Consider the following 17367-nt stretch of genomic DNA (forward strand, 5'->3'; position numbering starts at 1 on the left):
TTGAGGGCAGCAGATGCGGCATTTCCTATCCGGTATCGCCTTGGCGGCGGTGGTGGCCACAGGCGTGGTGACGCCAGTCGTGGCCCAGAACCTGTTCCAGACGGTTGTCTATGTGAACGACAGCGCGGTCACCCGATACGAGGTGGACCAGCGGCTGCGCTTTATGAAGGTGATCGGCGCGCCCGACACCACGGCAAAGGCCGCCGAAGAGGCGCTGATCGACGACCGGCTGCGCGTTCAGGCCGCCCGCCAGATCGGGGCATCGCTGACCGATGAACAGCTGCAACGCGGGATGGAAGAATTTGCCGGTCGTGCCGGACTGGATTCGGCCACCTTTATCGCGCGGCTGGAATCCGCGGGAATCGAGGCCGGCGTCTTTCGCGACTTTGTTCAGGCAGGCACCTTGTGGCGCAACGTCGTGCGCGCAAGGCTGGTCAGCCAGATCAATGTCTCGGACGCGGAAATCGACCAGCAGATGAAGCGTGTGATCGAAACGCCGATCATCAACCGCGTGTCGCTGTCCGAACTGATCATCCCGGCGCCTCCGGGGCAGGAACAGCAGGCGCTGCAACTGGCGCAACGGATCGTCGGATCGAACCCGACGCCCGCGCAATTCGCGCAGGCCGCGCGCCAGTATTCGGCATCGCCGTCGGCGCAGGCCGGTGGTCAGTTGGCCACCGTGGCGCTGGACAACCTGCCCCCGTCGCTGCGCCCGATCATCACTGCCCTGCAACCGGGCCAGATTACCCAGCCCTTGCCCGTCGATGGCGCGGTCGTTCTGTTCCTGCTGCGTGATGCCCAAGGTTCACTGCGTCCGGGTGCCCGCGAACAGGTGCTGGATTACATGACCCTGCGTCTTGGATCGGTCGCCGAAGCCTCGACCTTGGCGGCCAACACCCGCAGCTGTGACGACCTTTACACGCAAGCAGGGCCGCAAGCTGCCGCGCAGATCCAGCGCCAGACGCAATCACAATCCGTCATTCCGACGCTGATCGCAACGCGCCTTGCATCGCTTGATACGGATGAGGCAGGCATTGTCCCGTCCGGGGCCGGTGCCGATCTGGTCATGCTGTGTTCGCGTCAGCCCGCCCTGACGGCGCAGGCCGATGTTCCCGTCACGGCACTGCCCGCGGATGGCGTTGAAAATGCCGTCCCCGGCCGCCCCCAAGGCAACAATGGTGCCCCGCAGGCCAACGGACTTCCCGACCGCGAGGCCGTGAAAGACCAGCTGTATAACGATAAGATCAACACCGCAGCCGACGGCCTTCTGGCCGATCTGCGCGCCGATGCGATTATCCGGCGGCCCTAAGCCATGGCCCATCGCATTCTGCTGACATGCGGCGACCCCGCAGGGATCGGCCCCGAACTGGCCCCCTTGGCACTGACCTCGGGGGTTGATCTGGTCTGGATGGGCGATCCGCGTCATCTGCCAGATGCGACCCTGTGGTCCGAGGTGGCCCAGCCCGATGATCCCGTTCCGACAGGGCATCTGCCGGTCCTGCGCCATAATTTTGCCACCCCCGCCACGGCGGGTGTGTCGGACCCCGCCAACGCACAAGGGGTGATCGATGTGATCGCCCGCGCGGTCAAGCTGGCCATGCAGGGGCAGGTTGCAGGCATCACAACAGCGCCGATCAACAAGCAGGCATTGAAAGAGGGCGCAGGCTTCGCCTTTCCCGGGCATACCGAATATCTGGCCCATCTGGGTGGGGATGTGCCGGTGGCGATGATGCTGGCCTCGACCACGGTGACGCCGCCTTGTCGGGTCGTGCCCGCCACGATCCATATTCCGCTGGCCGATGTGCCGACCGCTTTGACCCGCGATGTGCTGGAACAGGCGATCCGCATCACCCATGCCGCGATGATCCGTGATTTCGGCATCGCAGCCCCGCGCATCGCGGTGGCCGGCCTGAACCCCCATGCGGGCGAAGGTGGCAATATGGGGACCGAGGATCGCGACATGATCGCGCCCCTGTTGGACGATCTGCGGGCGCAAGGCTTTAACCTGTCAGGCCCCCTGCCCGCCGATACGATGTTCCACGCCCCTGCGCGCGCGAATTATGACGCGGCGGTCTGTGCCTATCATGATCAGGGTCTGATCCCGATCAAGACGCTGGATTTCGCAGGCGGAGTCAATGTGACGCTTGGCCTGCCGTTCATCCGCACCTCGCCCGATCACGGCACCGCATATGATATCGCGGGCAAAGGCCTGGCCGACCCCTCCTCGACCATCGCCGCACTGAAAATGGCCCGCGATATGGCAAAGGCCAGAACATGATCGACAATCTGCCGCCCCTGCGCGACGTCATTACCACCCATGACCTGCGGGCGAAAAAGCAGCTGGGCCAGAATTTCCTGCTGGACCTGAACCTGACATCGAAGATTGCCCGCCTTGCCGGTGATCTGGAAAATTGCGACGTGCTAGAGGTCGGCCCCGGTCCCGGTGGTTTGACACGCGGCCTGCTGGCCCATGGCGCACGGCATATCCTGGCGATCGAAAAAGACCCGCGCGCCATTCCCGCGCTTGAGGAAATTGCCGCCGCCTATCCCGGTCGGTTGACCATCATCAATGGCGATGCGCTGGATGTGAACCCGCTGGACCACCTGACCGGTCCGATCCGCATTGCTGCGAACCTGCCCTATAATATAGGGACAGAACTGCTGATCCGCTGGCTGACCCCGCGCGACTGGCCGCCCTTCTGGCAGTCGCTGACGCTGATGTTCCAGAAAGAGGTCGCCGAACGGATCGTCGCCACGCCGGGGTCCAAAGCCTATGGTCGTCTGGCCCTGCTGTCGCAATGGCGCGCCGATGCCCGCATCGTCATGCATCTGCCGCCCGAGGCATTCGTACCCGCCCCCAAGGTCCATTCGGCTGTTGTCCATCTGACCGCCCTGCCCAAACCCCGCTATCCCGCCGATCCTTCGGTGCTGTCGCAGGTGACCGGTGCGGCGTTCAACCAGCGACGCAAGATGCTGCGTGCCAGCCTGAAAGGTCTGCATCCGCAGGTCGAGGATCTGCTGAACGCCTGCGACATCCCACCAACCGCCCGCGCCGAGGAAATCGAGCTGGAACGTTTCTGCGCCTTGGCCCGCGCTTTGGCGACAGCCCGTGCAGCAGGCTAGGACGACGCCCTGAACACAGGACATAAAAAAGGGCCGTCAGCGATGCTGCGGCCCTTTCTTTTATCCGGTTGGATCAGCTTAGTCCTGATCGTTGCTTTGTGTAGGCGCTGCGTCCGATGCAACGGCGTCACCTTCAGCGACCGGCTTACGGCGGCTGCGGGTGGTCGGCGTTGCACTTGGCTTGCGCGGGGTCCGTGGACGCGTGCTGCGGGTGCGGACCGGCTTTTCGGCGGGCTCGGACTCAGGTGTGGTGACGGGCATGGCCGTATCGTCATCACCGGCGTTCACCGCATCGGGCAGACTGGTCTGCTGGACCGGCGTTTCGGCAACCTCGGCAGGGGCCGAGGGCTGGTCGGCCTGTTCCACGCGGGGTTGGCGCGGCGTGCGCGGCTGCGGATCGCGGCGCGGCTGCTGTTCGCGCGGCTGCTGTTCGCGGGGCTGCTGGTCACGAGGGCCATCGCCACGGCGCGGCTGTTGGCCACTTTGCCCGTGATCACCTTGGCTGTCGCTTTGGCTGTCACCCTGATTGTCACGCTGGCCGGACTGGTTCTGACCATTATTATGGTGACCGTTCTGACCGTTGTGCTGGCCATTCCCGTTATGGTTATTGCCGTTCTGGCTGTTCCCATATCCGTGGTTGGAATAGCCGCCATCATCGTCCTGACGGTGATGATGCGGGTTCTGGCTCTGGCGTTCGGCCATCTCGCGCTGCGCTTCACCCAGCATGCGGGTATAGTGTTCGGCATGCTGTAGGAAGCTTTGTTCAGCGACACGGTCGTGGGACAGCTGGGCGTCCCGCGCAAGCGTCAGATATTTTTCAATGATCTGCTGAGGGGTGCCACGCACCTTGCCCTCGGGCCCCGAGCTGTCAAAGACACGGTTGACCACATTGCCAAGCGAGCGCTGGCGATTCGATTTACTACGCGAACGGGTTTTTGATGATCTCATCAGTCTGTCTGTAATGTTTCTGATCGCAAGGGGGTGCCAGAGTGAACTGGACGGCGTTTGTCGGATGGCTACGGGGGCGTGAAATGACCTCTCCGTTCAGCCCTGCCCTAACCCGACCATGGCGCGTTAAGCACCCTGTCGGAATCGGCTGTGTCAGGCTGACCCATGCGGTTGCCGTTGGCCTGCCGCACATCGCTGACTAACCATGTCGCCAAAGACAAGACAAGCAAAAACTGCCAATCCGGTCCCGATTGCGCATTTATAGGCCGATTACCGGCCAAATTCCGCAAGAACGACCCTGTCACGGCCATCCAGATCGGGCAAGACCATCGTCACCGCCCCTTCGGCACGAAACAGCGCGGCCACCGCCTGTCCTTGTGTCGGGCCGATTTCGGTCAAAACAATACCCGTGGGCCCCAGAACGTCGCGCGCCCCTGCGGCAATAGCGCGATAGGCGGTCAGCCCGTCGGCATCATCGGTCAGCGCCTGACGGGGTTCCCAGTCGCGCACATCCGACGACAGCCCCGCCATTTCATCCGCCGCGATATAGGGCGGGTTCGAGACGATCAAATCGAAGCTGCCGCTGATGCCCTGATACCAATCCGCCTGCCGGAAGCGGGCATTGACGCCGATCTGGCGGGCGTTATGGCGGGCAACCTCAAGCGCCTTTTCGGAAATATCGGTGCCGACACCCGTCGCCCCCGCCCGCGCTGCCAGAAGCGAGATCAGGATCGCCCCCGTCCCCGTGCCCAGATCCAGAACGGTCTTCCACTTACGGGCTAAAGCAGCCTCGACCAGTGCCTCGGTTTCGGGGCGCGGGTCAAGCGTGTCGCGGGTGACCTTGAAGCGATGCGCCCAGAAGTCGCGAAAGCCGACGATTTGCGCCACGGGTTGATGCAGGGCGCGGGCGGCGATGCCCTTGTTGAAACGCGCCGCTTCATCGGTGGTCAGATTGCGGTCTTCGGTGATACGCAGGCGGCCCGGCTCCATCTCCAGCACGGCGGCCAGGATGCGGTCGGCATCGCGGGACGCGCCCTCGATACCCGCGGCACGCAGCAGCGATGCGCCATCGGACTGCGCCTGCGACAGCTTCATTCGGCGTCCGCCAGACGGGCCGCCTGATCATGGGCGGTCAGGGCATCGATGATTTCCGAAATCTCGCCGGTCATGATCTTGTCCAGTGAATAGAGCGTCAGGTTGATGCGGTGATCGGTCATGCGGCCCTGCGGGAAGTTATAGGTGCGAATACGTTCGCTGCGATCGCCGCTGCCGACCTGCGATTTGCGGTCGGCGGCGCGTTCATCATCGGCCTTCTGGCGCTGCATGTCGTAAAGCCGCGCCCGCAGCACGGCCATCGCGTTGGCGCGGTTCTGGTGCTGGGATTTTTCGCTGCTGGTGACGACGATACCGGTGGGCAGATGGGTGATGCGCACGGCGCTGTCAGTGGTGTTGACGTGCTGGCCACCCGCGCCGCTGGCCCGCATGGTGTCGATGCGGATGTCGCCTGCGGGAATGTCGATTTCCACATCCTCGGCGGCTTCGGGCAGGACGGCGACGGTGGCCGCGCTGGTGTGGATGCGCCCGCCCGATTCGGTTTCGGGGACGCGCTGTACGCGGTGCACACCGGATTCGTATTTCAGCCGCGCAAAGACGCCGTCGCCGGCGATGCGGGCCATGGCCTCCTTGACGCCGCCCAGTTCGGTCTGGGTCAGTTCCAGCATCTGGAAGTCCCAGCCCTGCTGTTCGGAATGGCGACGATACATCGACAAAAGGTTGCCCGCGAACAGCGCGGCCTCATCCCCGCCGGTGCCGGGGCGGATTTCCAGAATGGCGGGGCGCGCATCGGCGGCGTCCTTGGGCAGCAGGGCAACCCGCAACTGCTGTTCCAGATCGGGCAGTTCGGCGTTCAGGCGGCGCAGCTCATCCTCGGCCAACTCGCGCATCTCGGGGTCGGCCAGCATGGCCTTGGCCTCGGCCAGGGCATCGGTGGCATCGCGCCAATGGGCGATGCCTTCGACGACGGGCTTCAGTTCCGCATATTCGCGGCTGATCTTGGCGATCTGGTCGGGCGCGGCACCAGCATTCAACTGCGCTTCGAGATACTCGAACCGTTGGGTGATCTGGGCAAGGCGATCTTGGGGCAACATGGCTTCGGGTTACCCGCGCCTGTTCCAGCCGTAAAGCGCGATCAGCTCGAACGCGACATGCGCGCCTGCAATGGCTGTCGCGCCGGTGGTGTCATAAGGGGGCGAGACTTCGACTACATCGCCGCCGATCATGTTGATGCCCGCCAACCCGCGCAGCAGTGCCGCCGCCTGCCAGCTGGCCAGCCCGCCCCAGACGGGCGTTCCGGTGCCGGGTGCAAAGGCGGGGTCCAGCGCGTCGATGTCAAAGGTGACATAGGTGGGGCGGTCGCCCACCACCGCGCGGATGCGGTCCAGCGTGGCCTGCACCCCGTCCTGATGCACCGAGGGCGCATCAAGGATGGTCACGCCCAACGTATCTGGATTGTCGGTGCGGATGCCGATGCTGACGCTGGCGTCCGGATCGACCAGCCCCTGCTTGATGGCCTTATAAAGGAAAGTCCCATGGTCGATGCGGTCGGGGTCGTCATCGACCCATGTGTCGGAATGGGCGTCGAACTGGATCAGTGCCACGGGTCCGTGACGTTCGGCCATCGCCCGCAGAATCGGCAAGGTGATAAAGTGATCGCCGCCAAGCGTGATCGGCGCGGCCCCCGCATCCATGATCGCACCGATATGGGCGGTGACACGGGCGGGCACATCAGAAATATTGGCGTAATCGAACGGCATATCACCGTAATCGGCCACATTCAGTAGTGTGAGCGGGTCATAGCCCCAGCCATATGGCGCATCGAATGCCTGCAGGGTCGATGCCTCGCGGATGGCGCGCGGGCCAAAGCGCGTGCCGGGGCGGTGGGTAACGGCCTGATCGAAAGGAACACCCGTGACGGCCACATCCACTCCGGTCAGATCCTTGGTGTAACGACGGCGCAGAAAGCTGGTGGCGCCGCCAAAGGCGTTTTCGAATGACAGGCCGCGCGGGTCTGTCCGCGTGAAAGCCTGATCCACCTGATGTTTTGCGTCTTCCAGCGCCATCTTTATCCCCTGTGTTGCGGTGGGCAGACTGCCCTGCAGCCCCCGCCCCCGCAAGAGGTGATCAGCCCTTGGTCACAACAGGTGCGCCCGTCGACATATCGGTACCACGATAAGCCTCGCCCGCGTCTTTCCATGCGGCAAAACCACCCTGCATATGGGCAATACGGTCCGTCACTCCGGTTTCCAGAATCAGGCGCGCAACCTTTTCCGAGCGCTTGGCCGATCCGCAATACAGCACCACCGGCTTGTCACCGTCCAATGGCAGGCGTTCGGGAATGATAAAGGCCATGGGGGCCAGCAGGGCACCCTGAATATGTTCGAACAGATATTCGGCAGGGGTGCGGACGTCGATCATTGCGATCTCATCCGCCTTAAGCGCGGCGGCAACCTCGGCAACAGTCCACGTTTCAAGGGCGCCCTGCGCTGTCTCTTCGGTTTTCATGCTTTTCGGTCCTTAGAACTTGTTCGCAGGTATTTTGAAGTAACTGTGTCCGTCGGCTTCCACATCGGGCAACCGTCCGGCGCGCAGGTTTACCTGTAAGGCATGCAACATCCGGTCGGGCAAAGGCAATGTTGCATCGCGCGCCGATCGCAATGCAACGAAATCGGCACGGCTGGTTTCGCCGCCGATATGGGCATTATACGCCCGCTGTTCGGCCACGGTTGATTCCCATGCGGGGTCTTTGCGTGTCTTGGTGCCGTAATCATGCCCGATGAAAACGCGCGTATCGTCCGGCAGCGTCAGGATGGATTGCAGGCTGTCATATAACTGGTCCGCCGACCCGCCCGGAAAATCGGCGCGGCTGCTGCCGACATCGGGCTGCATAAAGGTATCATGCACAAATGCCGCATCGCCGATGATATAGCTGACCGATCCCAGCGTATGACCGGGATGCAGCATCACCCGCACTGGCAGGTTGCCAAGGGCAAAGCTGTCACCATCGGCAAAAAGGTCGTCGAAATCGGCGCGCGGGTTGAAGGCGTCGGGGGCGTGATAGATGTCCTGCCACAGCTTTGCGATCTCGAGCACTTTTTCGCCGATCCCGTTTCGCACTCCGGTCTTTGTTTTCAGCCAGTCGGACGCCATCATGTGATCCGCATGGGGGTGCGTGTCCAGAATACGGCGCAGGGTCAGGCCGCGTTCGGCAATCTGGTCCAGCGCCCATTCGGCAGCGTCATGACGGGTGGCGGCACTGCGCGGGTCGAATTCCTGAACCACATCAATCAGGGCGGCATCCTTGGTCGCATTGTCCCAGACCAGATACTGGCAGCTGCCAGTGTCCTTGTCATAAAATCCCAGAACCTCGGGGGAGGTGCTTCCTTTTGTTGCGCTGTGTCTGGTGAACATGATGCGGCCTCTTTTACATTCTGCTATATGAATGTAATCCGCGTCGGGCAAATGTGAAGCCCGCATTGCGGTTTCCTTTGCGACACCGTCGGTGAAACCCCGAATCACCTTGCATTGCTGGCAATCGCTGCTATGAAGCCGCATCCTTCCGCCTATATCTTGAAATTGCGCAGCCTCTCGTGACGGGTGCGGAAGGGACGACCCGTCGATGAAATGCGCCGAAATTCGAAAGGATCGCCATGTCTCTGTATGAGCATGTGCTGATCGCCCGCCAGGACCTGTCGAATACGCAGGCCGAAGGGCTGATCGAACACTTCTCGACCATTCTTGCCGACAATGGTGGCAAGGTTGTCGAACACGAATACTGGGGTGTCCGCACTCTGGCTTACAAGATCAACAAGAACCGCAAGGGCCACTATGCCTTCCTGCGCACCGATGCCCCTTCGGCAGCCGTGCTGGAAATGGAACGCCTGGCCCGCCTGCATGATGACGTGATGCGCGTGATGACCATCCGCGTTGAAGAGCATCAAGAAGGCCCCTCGGTCCAGATGCAAAAGCGCGAAGAGCGTGGCGACCGTCCCCGTGGCGGCGACCGTGATCGTGGCGACCGCGGCGACCGCCGCGAGCGGAACTGAGAGGATCTGAGACATGGCGAACAAACCGTTCTTCCGTCGTCGCAAAGTGTGCCCCTTCTCGGGCGATAACGCACCGGCGATCGACTATAAAGACACCCGTCTGCTGCAGCGCTATATCAGCGAACGCGGCAAAATCGTGCCCTCGCGCATCACCGCTGTCTCGGCCAAGAAGCAACGTGAGCTGGCCCGCGCCATCAAACGCGCCCGCTTCCTTGCCCTGCTGCCGTATGTCGTGAAGTAAGGAGACCTGAACATGCAAGTCATCCTGCTGGAACGCGTGGCGAAACTTGGCCAGATGGGCGAAGTCGTCAACGTCAAAGAGGGCTATGCCCGTAACTACCTGCTGCCGCAGCACAAAGCGCTGCGCGCATCGGATGCCAACATCAAGGCGTTCGAAGGTCAGAAGGCACAGCTGGAAGCCCGCAACGCGGATTCCAAAGCTGACGCCGAATCGATCGCAGCAAAACTGGACGGCGAAGTTTTCGTCGTTATCCGTTCGGCATCCGACGCCGGCGCGCTTTACGGTTCGGTGACGACCCGTGACGCAGCCGAAGCGGCAACCGAAGCCGGCTTCTCGGTCGATCGCAAGCAGGTCGTCCTGCGCGAGCCGATCAAGTATCTGGGCATGCACGACGTTTCCGTCGTTCTGCACCCGGAAGTCGAAGCAACCATCGTCATGAACGTCGCACGTTCCACCGAAGAAGCTGCACTGCAAGCGCAGGGCAAGTCGATTCAGGAAATGGCTGCCGACGCAGACGCCGAAGCTGAATTCGAAATCGCCGAACTGTTCGACGATATCGGTGGCGCTTCGGACGACGAAGACGACGACCGCGATTAATTCTGCATCACATGCAGAAAAAGGGACCGTGCCGGGAAACCGGCGCGGTCCTTATACGTTCATGTGAAAATTATTCTTCACACGGCTATATTCACCATGGACCTGATGATTGCTGATCCCGACACGGGGTCAATGACCCTGCCTGCGAAGGATGCGATGATGACGGATGCGCTAAGCCAGATGCTGCGGACCACGCCCCATATTCTGGCTGACGGGGCCACCGGCACCGCGCTGTTCAACATGGGGCTGGACGGCACCACCCCGCCCGAGCTGTGGAACGCCACCCATCCCGACCGCATCGCCACCCTTTATCGCAGCGCGATTGACGCGGGGTCCGATTTGTTCCTGACCAACAGCTTCAGCGCGAATGCCAGCCGCTTGCGGTTGCATGGCGCCGCGGGCCGTGTGAGTGAATTGAACCGTCTTGCCGCAAGCATCGCCCGCGATCAGGCCGACCGTGCCGGACGCAAGGTCATTGTCGCCGGAAGCATGGGTCCCATCGGTGAATTCATGGCCCCCATGGGTGCCCTGACCCGCGCCCGCGCGACCGAGATGTTCCACGAGCAGGCCCAGGCCCTGAAAGACGGCGGCGCGGATATCCTCTGGGTCGAAACGCTAAGCTCGTTGGACGAACTGAAAGCCGCAGCCGAAGCCGCGCGTCTGGTCGATATGGCATGGTGCGGATCGCTCAGCTTCGACACGGCGGGACGCACGATCATGGGCACCACCTCGGCCGAGCTGGCCTCGGCGGTGGAACGTCTGCCCAACCCGCCGGTTGCTTATGGCGCCAATTGCGGAATCGGGGCGTCGGATCTGTTGCGCACGGTGACTGGTTTTGTCGCATCGGGCAACGAACGGCCCATCATCGCCAAGGGCAATGCGGGCGTGCCACATATGCATGATGGCAATATCCATTACGACGGCACGCCGGAACTGATGGCCGATTACGCCTGCCTTGCCCGCGATATGGGCGTGCGGGTTATCGGCGGATGCTGCGGCACGATGCCCGCCCATCTGCGCGCCATGCGCGAGGCGTTGGAAAACCGTCCCCTTGGACCGCGCCCGACGCTGGAACAGATCACCGCGCTGCTGGGGCCGTTCAGTTCAGCCAGCGACGGGACCGAAGGAACGATCATCGGTCGCCGTCACTAGAACAATGACATCTGGTCGCCTGCTTTCGGCGGGCGACCGAAGCGGCTGCAATCCAGCGCCGGGTGCCCCTCGTTATAGCCCAGCCTTTTGCGCGCCAGACGGAAGCGTTGCATCGCCAGTTGCGCCTCGATCCCCTCCCCTCGGAAGCGGTGTCCGAAGCGCGGGTCGTTGTCACGACCGCCGCGCATCGCCTGTATCCGGTTCATCACATGGGCCGCCATATCCGGGCGGTATCGCTGCAGCCACTCGCGAAACAGGGGCGCAACCTCGTTTGGCAGGCGCACAGGGATCATGCTGACGGTGGTGGCCCCCGCATCACGCGCGGCGGTCAGGATTGATTCGATCTCGGGCTCGGTCAGGACGGGGATGACAGGGGCGACCATGACGCGGATCGGGATGCCTGCGCGGGCCAGCGTGCGGATCATCCGCAGGCGGGCCTCGGGGGTGGGGGCGCGCGGTTCCATCGCGCGGGACAGGCCTGCATCCAATGTGGTCAGACTGATGCCGATGGTCGCCTGATCACGCGCAGCCAGTTCTGCCCACAAATCGACGTCGCGCAATACCGTATGCCCCCGTGTGATCAAGGTCGCCGGATGGTTCCAGTCGCGCAGCACCCGCAAGATATCAGGCATGATCGCAAACCGCGCCTCGGTCGGTTGATAGGGATCGGTGTTCGTCCCCAGCGCAATCGGCGCAGGGCGATAGCCGGGGCGACCCAATTCACGTTCCAACAGCTGCGCGGCATTCGGTTTGGCGGTGATTCGGGTTTCGAAATCCAGCCCCGGCGACAGTCCCAGATAGGCATGGCTGGGGCGCGCATAGCAATAGATGCAGCCATGTTCGCACCCCCGATAGGGATTGATCGACCGGTCGAACGGCACATCGGGCGATGTATTGCGCGTGATAATGCTGCGCGGCTGTTCGGTCACAACCTCGGTCTTCAACAGGCGTTCGTCTTCGGGAATATCCCAGCCGTCATCGACCCTTTCGCGCTGATGACGTTCAAATCGGCCATCCGGACGCGTGTCCGCGCCACGGGCTTTCAGGCGTTCGTCAGGGTCACGGGGCGGAAGCATAGGGCAATATAGAACATTAGCGGAACATTTGCCAAGTTCTTGCGTGTTCTTGATGTTTATCAATGGCGACCACATCTGGAAAGATAAGCAACGACAGGACATCACATGACCGAAGAATATACTCCGCCGAAAGTCTGGACCCCCAACAAGGAAAACGGCGGCAAATTCGCCAGCATCAATCGCCCCACCGCCGGCAAGACCCATGACAAGGAACTGTCGGTCGGCAAGCATCCGTTGCAGCTTTATTCGCTGGCCACGCCAAACGGGCAGAAGGTCACCATCATGCTGGAGGAGCTGCTGGAGGCAGGCCATACCGGCGCGGAATATGACGCATGGCTGATCGATATCGGCGAGGGCGATCAGTTCGGCAGCGGATTTGTCGATGTGAACCCGAACTCCAAGATCCCTGCGCTGATGGACCATTCGGTGACGCCCGCGCAGCGCGTTTTCGAAAGCGGGTCGATCCTGCTGTATCTGGCCGAGAAATTCGGGGCCTTCCTGCCCAAGGACCATGCGGCACGGACGGAAACCCTGAACTGGCTGTTCTGGCAAATGGGCGCGGGCCCCTATCTGGGCGGTGGCTTTGGCCATTTCTATGCCTATGCGCCGGTCAAAATTGAATACGCCATCGACCGCTTTACGATGGAGGTTAAACGTCAGTTGGACCTGCTGGACCAGCGTCTGGCCGATAACCGTTTTATCGCGGGCGATGAATATACCATCGCCGATATGGCCATCTTCCCATGGTATGGTCGCGTGATCGGCGGCGGGGTTTATGACGATGCCGCGACCTTCCTTGATGCGGCCAGCTATAAGAACCTTCACCGCTGGCGCGAAGAAATCGCCGCCCGCCCTGCTGTTCAGCGCGGCCAGATGGTCAATGCGACATCAGGCGATCCGTCCAAACAGCTGCGCGAACGTCATGATGCGTCCGATTTCCAGACGCGCACGCAGGACAAGCTGGAATCATAAAAAAAGCCCGGGCCATTGCCCGGGCTTTTCACATCGACAGGTCCGCAGATCAGTTGCGGGCTTTGTCGACCATTTTACCTTTGGAAATCCAAGGCATCATTTCGCGCAGCTTCGCACCAACCTGTTCGATCTGGTGTTCGTCGTTCGAACGGCGCGACGCTTTGAGGGTTGGCTGGCCAACCTGATTTTCGATCATAAAGTCGCGGACGAACTTGCCCTGCTGAATGTCGGTCAGAACCGCTTTCATGCGGGCCTTGGTCTCTTCGTAGGGCAGGATGCGCGGGCCGGTGACGTACTGGCCGTATTCCGCCGTGTTCGAGATCGAATAATCCATATTGGCGATGCCGCCTTCATAGATCAGGTCCACGATCAGCTTCACTTCGTGCAGGCATTCGAAATAGGCCATTTCGGGGGCATAGCCCGCTTCGACCAGCGTTTCAAAACCGCAACGGATCAGTTCGACCAAGCCACCGCACAGAACAGCCTGTTCGCCGAACAGGTCGGTTTCGCATTCTTCGCGGAAATTGGTTTCGATGACGCCCGAACGACCGCCACCGATGGCCGAGCAATAGGACAGACCGATATCCATCGCTTTGCCGGACGCGTCCTGATGCACTGCAACCAGGCAGGGCACGCCGCCGCCTTTGACGTATTCACCGCGGACCGTGTGGCCGGGGCCCTTGGGGGCCATCATGATGACGTCAACGCCGGGCTTCGGCTCAATCAGGCCGAAATGCACGTTAAGGCCGTGGGCGAAAGCGATCGCCGCGCCGTCGCGCAGGTTGTCATGGACGTATTTCTTATAGGTCTCCGCCTGCAGTTCGTCGGGCATGGTGAACATGATGACATCGCACCATGCAGCCGCTTCGGCGATGCCCATGACCTTCAGACCTTCGCCTTCGGCCTTGGCTGCCGAGGGGCTGCCTTCGCGCAAGGCGACGACGACGTTCTTGGCACCCGAATCGCGCAGGTTCAGCGCGTGGGCGTGGCCTTGGCTGCCATAGCCAAGAATGGCGACTTTCAGATCCTTGATCAGGTTCACGTCGCAATCGCGGTCGTAGTAAACGCGCATGATGAAATCCTTTGTCTTTGCTGGCATTGTTATAGCCCGCAAAAGCCGATGACAGCATACAATCATCGCGTTTATTTACATCTTTATGAAATCATCATGCTTCTTTATGTAATATATAATGAAATTCATGCCTGATGACACAGACCGACGCATACTTCGCCAGCTTCTAGCGGATCCTTCGGCATCAAACGCCCAACTTGCCGAACGCGCCAGCGTCACGACCGCCAGCCTGTGGCGCCGGATGGAACGCCTGCGTGAAGCTGACGTCCTGAAAGGCGTTCAGGCCCGCATCAACTGGCGCGCCTTGGGGTGGGAGGTTCAGGTCAGCCTGCGGTTCACCTTGGACAAGACCAATCCGCGCGCCTTCGACGAATTTCTGGTTGCCGTCCGCAACGTCCCCGAGGTGATCGAGATTCAAAGCTTTCTCGGCAGTGTCGATTGGCGTCTGTCGGTGATTGCCCGCGACATGCCCCATTGGCAGCAGGTTTACCGCGACCGCATCCTGACGCTGCCCCATATCGCCGACATCGACGCACTGATGCTGGTCTCGACAATCAAGGACGGTGAGGATCTGGCCCTGTGACCGAAATCGACGACACAGACCGTGCCATCTTGCGCATACTGGCGCAGGACGCCACGCAAAGCGCTGCGCAGGTCGGACGCGCTGTGGGCATCGGCCAGCCCGCCGCATGGCGACGCATCAAGCGTCTGACCGATCACGGCATCATTGCGGGTCGGCGGGTGGTCTTGGACAACGCTGCACTGGGCTTTGGCGTGACGGTCTTTCTGGGCATCCGCCTTGCCGCAAAAGGCCGCACCAGTCTGGAAGATTTCGAACGCGCCGTCACCGCCATCCCCGAGGTGCAGATGGTCCAGCATGTCCTTGGACAGTTCGATTACCGCCTACGGATCACCGCCCGCGACATCAGCGATTTTGAACGCATCCTGCGCCGACGCGTAATGACCCTGCCCGGCATCGGTCAGGTCGAGGCGAACGTCATGCTGTCCGAAGAACGCCGACCCGGCCCCCTGCTTTGACACACAAAAAGGGCGGACTATCGCCCGCCCTTTTGCAGAAATGCTATCGTGCTTATTCAGGAATGACGCGAACCGCACCCCGTGCCGCACTGGTGGTCATGGCCGCATAGGCCCGCAGCGCGGTCGAAACCTGACGCTTGCGTGGTTTTTCAGGCTTCCAACCGGCAGCTTCGCGCTTTTCACGACGGACGGCCAAGGTCGCGTCATCGACGACCAGCTCGATCACGCGGTTCGGAATGTCGATGCGGATCAGGTCGCCCTGTTCGGCCAGACCGATGGTGCCGCCTTCGGCTGCCTCGGGCGACACATGCCCGATCGACAGCCCCGATGACCCGCCCGAGAAGCGGCCATCGGTGACCAGCGCACATTCCTTGCCCAGACCTTTGGATTTCAAATAGCTAGTTGGATACAGCATTTCCTGCATCCCCGGCCCGCCGCGCGGTCCTTCGTAGCGGATCAGAACAACCTCGCCGGGTTTGACCTTGCCGGTCAGGATTGCCGAAACCGAATCATCCTGACTTTCAAATATATGCGCCGGTCCCTCGAACTTCAGGATCGAGTCATCGACGCCCGCGGTTTTTACGATGCAGCCATCCTCGGCAAGGTTGCCATAAAGCACCGCCAAGCCGCCATCTTTGGAGAACGCATGTTCCGCGCTGCGGATGACGCCGTTTTCACGGTCCAGATCCACCGTCTCGAACCGCTGGCTTTGCGAGAATGCAACCTGCGTCGGCACGCCGCCGGGTGCCGCACGATAGAAATCATGCACAGCCTCGGACTGGGTGCGCGACACATCCCAACGGTCCAATGCTTTGGCCAGCGTGCCCGAATGCACGCTGTTGACCGAAGTATCCAGCAGGCCCGCTTTGTCCAGCTGGCCAAGAATTGCCATGATCCCGCCAGCACGGTGGACATCTTCCATATGGACATCGTCCTTGGCAGGGGCGACCTTGCACAGCACCGGCACGTTGCGCGACAGGCGGTCGATGTCGGACATGGTAAAATCGATGCCCGCTTCATGCGCGGCGGCCAGCAGGTGCAACACGGTATTGGTGGACCCGCCCATAGCGATGTCCAGTGTCATCGCATTTTCAAAGGCCGCAAAGCTGGCCACATTGCGTGGCAGGACCGACATATCGTCACCTTCGTAATGGCGACGTGCAAGATCGACGATCAGATGCCCCGCTTCGACGAACAGACGCTGGCGGTCGGCGTGCGTGGCCAGCGTCGATCCGTTGCCGGGAAGCGACAGACCCAAAGCCTCGGTCAGGCAGTTCATGGAATTGGCGGTGAACATGCCCGAACAGGACCCACAGGTGGGGCATGCCGAACGCTCGATCGCGTCGACCTGCTCGTCCGTATAGGAATCATCGGCGGCGGCAACCATGGCATCGACCAGATCCAGCGCCTTCAGCTTGCCGTCTTCCAGCACCAGCTTGCCAGCCTCCATCGGGCCGCCCGACACGAAGACAGTGGGAATGTTTAGCCGCAAGGATGCCATCAGCATGCCCGGCGTGATTTTGTCGCAATTGCTGATGCAGACCATCGCATCGGCACAATGCGCGTTGACCATATATTCGACGCTATCGGCAATAATCTCGCGCGAAGGCAGCGAATAGAGCATGCCGTCATGGCCCATCGCGATGCCATCATCGACAGCGATGGTATTGAATTCCTTGGCGATCCCGCCAGCGGCCTCGACCTCGCGGGCGACCATCTGGCCCAGATCCTTCAAGTGGACGTGACCGGGAACGAATTGGGTAAAGCTGTTGACGATGGCAATGATCGGCTTGCCGAAATCGCTGTCCTTCACACCGGTCGCGCGCCACAGGCCACGTGCGCCGGCCATATTACGACCATGGGTGGTTGTGCGGGAACGATAGGCGGGCATAGCTGATCTCCTTTGGCTGCCGTTGCGTTTAGCACTGTGGTGGACGGAAGGAAATTACCCACAGCACCAGTTTTTATATGTTTTCTATCTTTTGCATTTCAAAGACGCCCTGCGGGGGGTCCGGGGGGCGGCAAGCCCCCCGGCGGTCGCGGGAC

General features: G+C 61.6%; 19 protein-coding genes. 10 read left to right on the forward strand and 9 right to left on the reverse strand.

Going from position 1 to position 17367, the window contains the following annotated elements; translation table 11 throughout:
* Positions 1-13 precede the first annotated feature (13 nt).
* The 3 genes from DWB67_RS12000 to rsmA are packed head-to-tail and all read left to right on the forward strand — an operon-like array spanning position 14 to position 3123.
* The gene (locus tag DWB67_RS12000) at positions 14-1309 is read left to right on the forward strand and encodes a peptidylprolyl isomerase (protein WP_119807776.1); all 1296 of its coding nucleotides are present in this window, start codon (positions 14-16) and stop codon (positions 1307-1309) included.
* A 3-nt stretch (positions 1310-1312) separates the two neighbouring features.
* A complete protein-coding gene (gene pdxA / locus DWB67_RS12005; RefSeq protein ID WP_119807777.1) occupies positions 1313-2278 on the forward strand; it encodes a 4-hydroxythreonine-4-phosphate dehydrogenase PdxA in 966 nt (321 codons plus the stop codon).
* The gene (gene rsmA / locus DWB67_RS12010; protein ID WP_119807778.1) at positions 2275-3123 is read left to right on the forward strand and encodes a 16S rRNA (adenine(1518)-N(6)/adenine(1519)-N(6))-dimethyltransferase RsmA; all 849 of its coding nucleotides are present in this window, start codon (positions 2275-2277) and stop codon (positions 3121-3123) included. Before pdxA ends, rsmA begins: the two co-directional genes overlap by 4 nt.
* Before the next feature lie 78 nt (positions 3124-3201).
* Here the strand turns inward: rsmA and DWB67_RS12015 are convergent, their stop codons facing one another.
* From DWB67_RS12015 to DWB67_RS12040, 6 genes are all read right to left on the reverse strand, one after another.
* Positions 3202-4071, reverse strand: coding sequence for a DUF4167 domain-containing protein (locus DWB67_RS12015; RefSeq protein ID WP_119807779.1), 870 nt, complete (start codon positions 4069-4071; stop codon positions 3202-3204).
* 270 nt (positions 4072-4341) lie between these two features.
* Positions 4342-5166 carry a peptide chain release factor N(5)-glutamine methyltransferase gene (gene prmC / locus DWB67_RS12020; protein ID WP_119807780.1) on the reverse strand — a complete coding sequence of 275 codons (825 nt, stop codon included), beginning with the start codon at positions 5164-5166 and terminating at the stop codon, positions 4342-4344.
* Positions 5163-6218 (reverse strand): peptide chain release factor 1, encoded by a 1056-nt coding sequence (prfA, locus tag DWB67_RS12025; RefSeq protein ID WP_119807781.1) that lies wholly within the window; start codon positions 6216-6218, stop codon positions 5163-5165. Before prfA ends, prmC begins: the two co-directional genes overlap by 4 nt.
* 9 nt (positions 6219-6227) lie before the next feature.
* On the reverse strand, positions 6228-7190 hold the full coding sequence (gene speB, locus DWB67_RS12030; protein ID WP_119807782.1) for an agmatinase: 963 nt from the start codon (positions 7188-7190) through the stop codon (positions 6228-6230).
* 61 nt (positions 7191-7251) lie between these two features.
* A complete protein-coding gene (locus DWB67_RS12035) occupies positions 7252-7632 on the reverse strand; it encodes a rhodanese-like domain-containing protein (RefSeq protein ID WP_119807783.1) in 381 nt (126 codons plus the stop codon).
* 12 nt (positions 7633-7644) lie between these two features.
* On the reverse strand, positions 7645-8538 hold the full coding sequence (locus DWB67_RS12040) for an MBL fold metallo-hydrolase (protein ID WP_182911570.1): 894 nt from the start codon (positions 8536-8538) through the stop codon (positions 7645-7647).
* A 239-nt stretch (positions 8539-8777) separates the two neighbouring features.
* Here DWB67_RS12040 and rpsF point away from each other — a divergent pair, with 239 nt between their 5' ends.
* The 4 genes from rpsF to bmt all read left to right on the forward strand — a co-directional run bounded on the left by rpsF (position 8778) and on the right by bmt (position 11163).
* Positions 8778-9173 (forward strand): 30S ribosomal protein S6, encoded by a 396-nt coding sequence (rpsF, locus tag DWB67_RS12045; RefSeq protein WP_119807784.1) that lies wholly within the window; start codon positions 8778-8780, stop codon positions 9171-9173.
* A gap of 13 nt (positions 9174-9186) precedes the next feature.
* Complete coding sequence (rpsR, locus tag DWB67_RS12050; RefSeq protein ID WP_042247758.1) at positions 9187-9414, forward strand: 30S ribosomal protein S18; 228 nt, start codon at positions 9187-9189, stop codon at positions 9412-9414.
* A gap of 12 nt (positions 9415-9426) precedes the next feature.
* Positions 9427-10011 carry a 50S ribosomal protein L9 gene (gene rplI / locus DWB67_RS12055; RefSeq protein WP_119807785.1) on the forward strand — a complete coding sequence of 195 codons (585 nt, stop codon included), beginning with the start codon at positions 9427-9429 and terminating at the stop codon, positions 10009-10011.
* A 159-nt stretch (positions 10012-10170) separates the two neighbouring features.
* On the forward strand, positions 10171-11163 hold the full coding sequence (gene bmt, locus DWB67_RS12060; RefSeq protein WP_119807808.1) for a betaine--homocysteine S-methyltransferase: 993 nt from the start codon (positions 10171-10173) through the stop codon (positions 11161-11163).
* Here bmt and DWB67_RS12065 read toward each other — a convergent pair.
* Entirely contained in the window at positions 11160-12239 is a 1080-nt protein-coding gene (locus DWB67_RS12065) for a PA0069 family radical SAM protein (RefSeq protein WP_119807786.1), read from the reverse strand. The two genes, bmt and DWB67_RS12065, sit on opposite strands and share 4 nt — an antisense overlap.
* Before the next feature lie 105 nt (positions 12240-12344).
* Here DWB67_RS12065 and yghU point away from each other — a divergent pair, with 105 nt between their 5' ends.
* Entirely contained in the window at positions 12345-13211 is an 867-nt protein-coding gene (yghU, locus tag DWB67_RS12070) for a glutathione-dependent disulfide-bond oxidoreductase (protein WP_119807787.1), read from the forward strand.
* Positions 13212-13260: 49 nt separating this feature from the next.
* Here the strand turns inward: yghU and ilvC are convergent, their stop codons facing one another.
* Entirely contained in the window at positions 13261-14283 is a 1023-nt protein-coding gene (gene ilvC, locus DWB67_RS12075; RefSeq protein ID WP_182911571.1) for a ketol-acid reductoisomerase, read from the reverse strand.
* 127 nt (positions 14284-14410) lie between these two features.
* Between ilvC and DWB67_RS12080 the strand changes: the two genes are divergently transcribed.
* Positions 14411-14866: an Lrp/AsnC family transcriptional regulator gene (locus DWB67_RS12080; protein WP_119807789.1), complete on the forward strand. Its 456-nt coding sequence runs from the start codon at positions 14411-14413 to the stop codon at positions 14864-14866.
* On the forward strand, positions 14863-15321 hold the full coding sequence (locus DWB67_RS12085) for an Lrp/AsnC family transcriptional regulator (RefSeq protein WP_119807790.1): 459 nt from the start codon (positions 14863-14865) through the stop codon (positions 15319-15321). The genes DWB67_RS12080 and DWB67_RS12085 overlap by 4 nt, the downstream gene beginning before the upstream one ends.
* 52 nt (positions 15322-15373) lie before the next feature.
* Here DWB67_RS12085 and ilvD read toward each other — a convergent pair whose 3' ends face one another.
* A complete protein-coding gene (gene ilvD / locus DWB67_RS12090; protein ID WP_119807791.1) occupies positions 15374-17212 on the reverse strand; it encodes a dihydroxy-acid dehydratase in 1839 nt (612 codons plus the stop codon).
* Between the last annotated feature and the right edge of the window lie 155 nt (positions 17213-17367).

It is taken from the genome of Paracoccus sp. JM45 (assembly GCF_003590715.1).
In the GTDB taxonomy this organism is placed as follows: Bacteria; Pseudomonadota; Alphaproteobacteria; order Rhodobacterales; family Rhodobacteraceae; genus Paracoccus.

Coding starts and splice junctions, on each gene's coding strand:
- DWB67_RS12000 (WP_119807776.1), top strand. CDS start 14: ATGCGGCATTTCCTATCCGGTATCGCCTTGGCGGCGGTGGTGGCCACA.
- pdxA (WP_119807777.1), top strand. CDS start 1,313: ATGGCCCATCGCATTCTGCTGACATGCGGCGACCCCGCAGGGATCGGC.
- rsmA (WP_119807778.1), top strand. CDS start 2,275: ATGATCGACAATCTGCCGCCCCTGCGCGACGTCATTACCACCCATGAC.
- DWB67_RS12015 (WP_119807779.1), bottom strand. CDS start 4,071: ATGAGATCATCAAAAACCCGTTCGCGTAGTAAATCGAATCGCCAGCGC.
- prmC (WP_119807780.1), bottom strand. CDS start 5,166: ATGAAGCTGTCGCAGGCGCAGTCCGATGGCGCATCGCTGCTGCGTGCC.
- prfA (WP_119807781.1), bottom strand. CDS start 6,218: ATGTTGCCCCAAGATCGCCTTGCCCAGATCACCCAACGGTTCGAGTAT.
- speB (WP_119807782.1), bottom strand. CDS start 7,190: ATGGCGCTGGAAGACGCAAAACATCAGGTGGATCAGGCTTTCACGCGG.
- DWB67_RS12035 (WP_119807783.1), bottom strand. CDS start 7,632: ATGAAAACCGAAGAGACAGCGCAGGGCGCCCTTGAAACGTGGACTGTT.
- DWB67_RS12040 (WP_182911570.1), bottom strand. CDS start 8,538: ATGTTCACCAGACACAGCGCAACAAAAGGAAGCACCTCCCCCGAGGTT.
- rpsF (WP_119807784.1), top strand. CDS start 8,778: ATGTCTCTGTATGAGCATGTGCTGATCGCCCGCCAGGACCTGTCGAAT.
- rpsR (WP_042247758.1), top strand. CDS start 9,187: ATGGCGAACAAACCGTTCTTCCGTCGTCGCAAAGTGTGCCCCTTCTCG.
- rplI (WP_119807785.1), top strand. CDS start 9,427: ATGCAAGTCATCCTGCTGGAACGCGTGGCGAAACTTGGCCAGATGGGC.
- bmt (WP_119807808.1), top strand. CDS start 10,171: ATGACGGATGCGCTAAGCCAGATGCTGCGGACCACGCCCCATATTCTG.
- DWB67_RS12065 (WP_119807786.1), bottom strand. CDS start 12,239: ATGCTTCCGCCCCGTGACCCTGACGAACGCCTGAAAGCCCGTGGCGCG.
- yghU (WP_119807787.1), top strand. CDS start 12,345: ATGACCGAAGAATATACTCCGCCGAAAGTCTGGACCCCCAACAAGGAA.
- ilvC (WP_182911571.1), bottom strand. CDS start 14,283: ATGCGCGTTTACTACGACCGCGATTGCGACGTGAACCTGATCAAGGAT.
- DWB67_RS12080 (WP_119807789.1), top strand. CDS start 14,411: ATGCCTGATGACACAGACCGACGCATACTTCGCCAGCTTCTAGCGGAT.
- ilvD (WP_119807791.1), bottom strand. CDS start 17,212: ATGCCCGCCTATCGTTCCCGCACAACCACCCATGGTCGTAATATGGCC.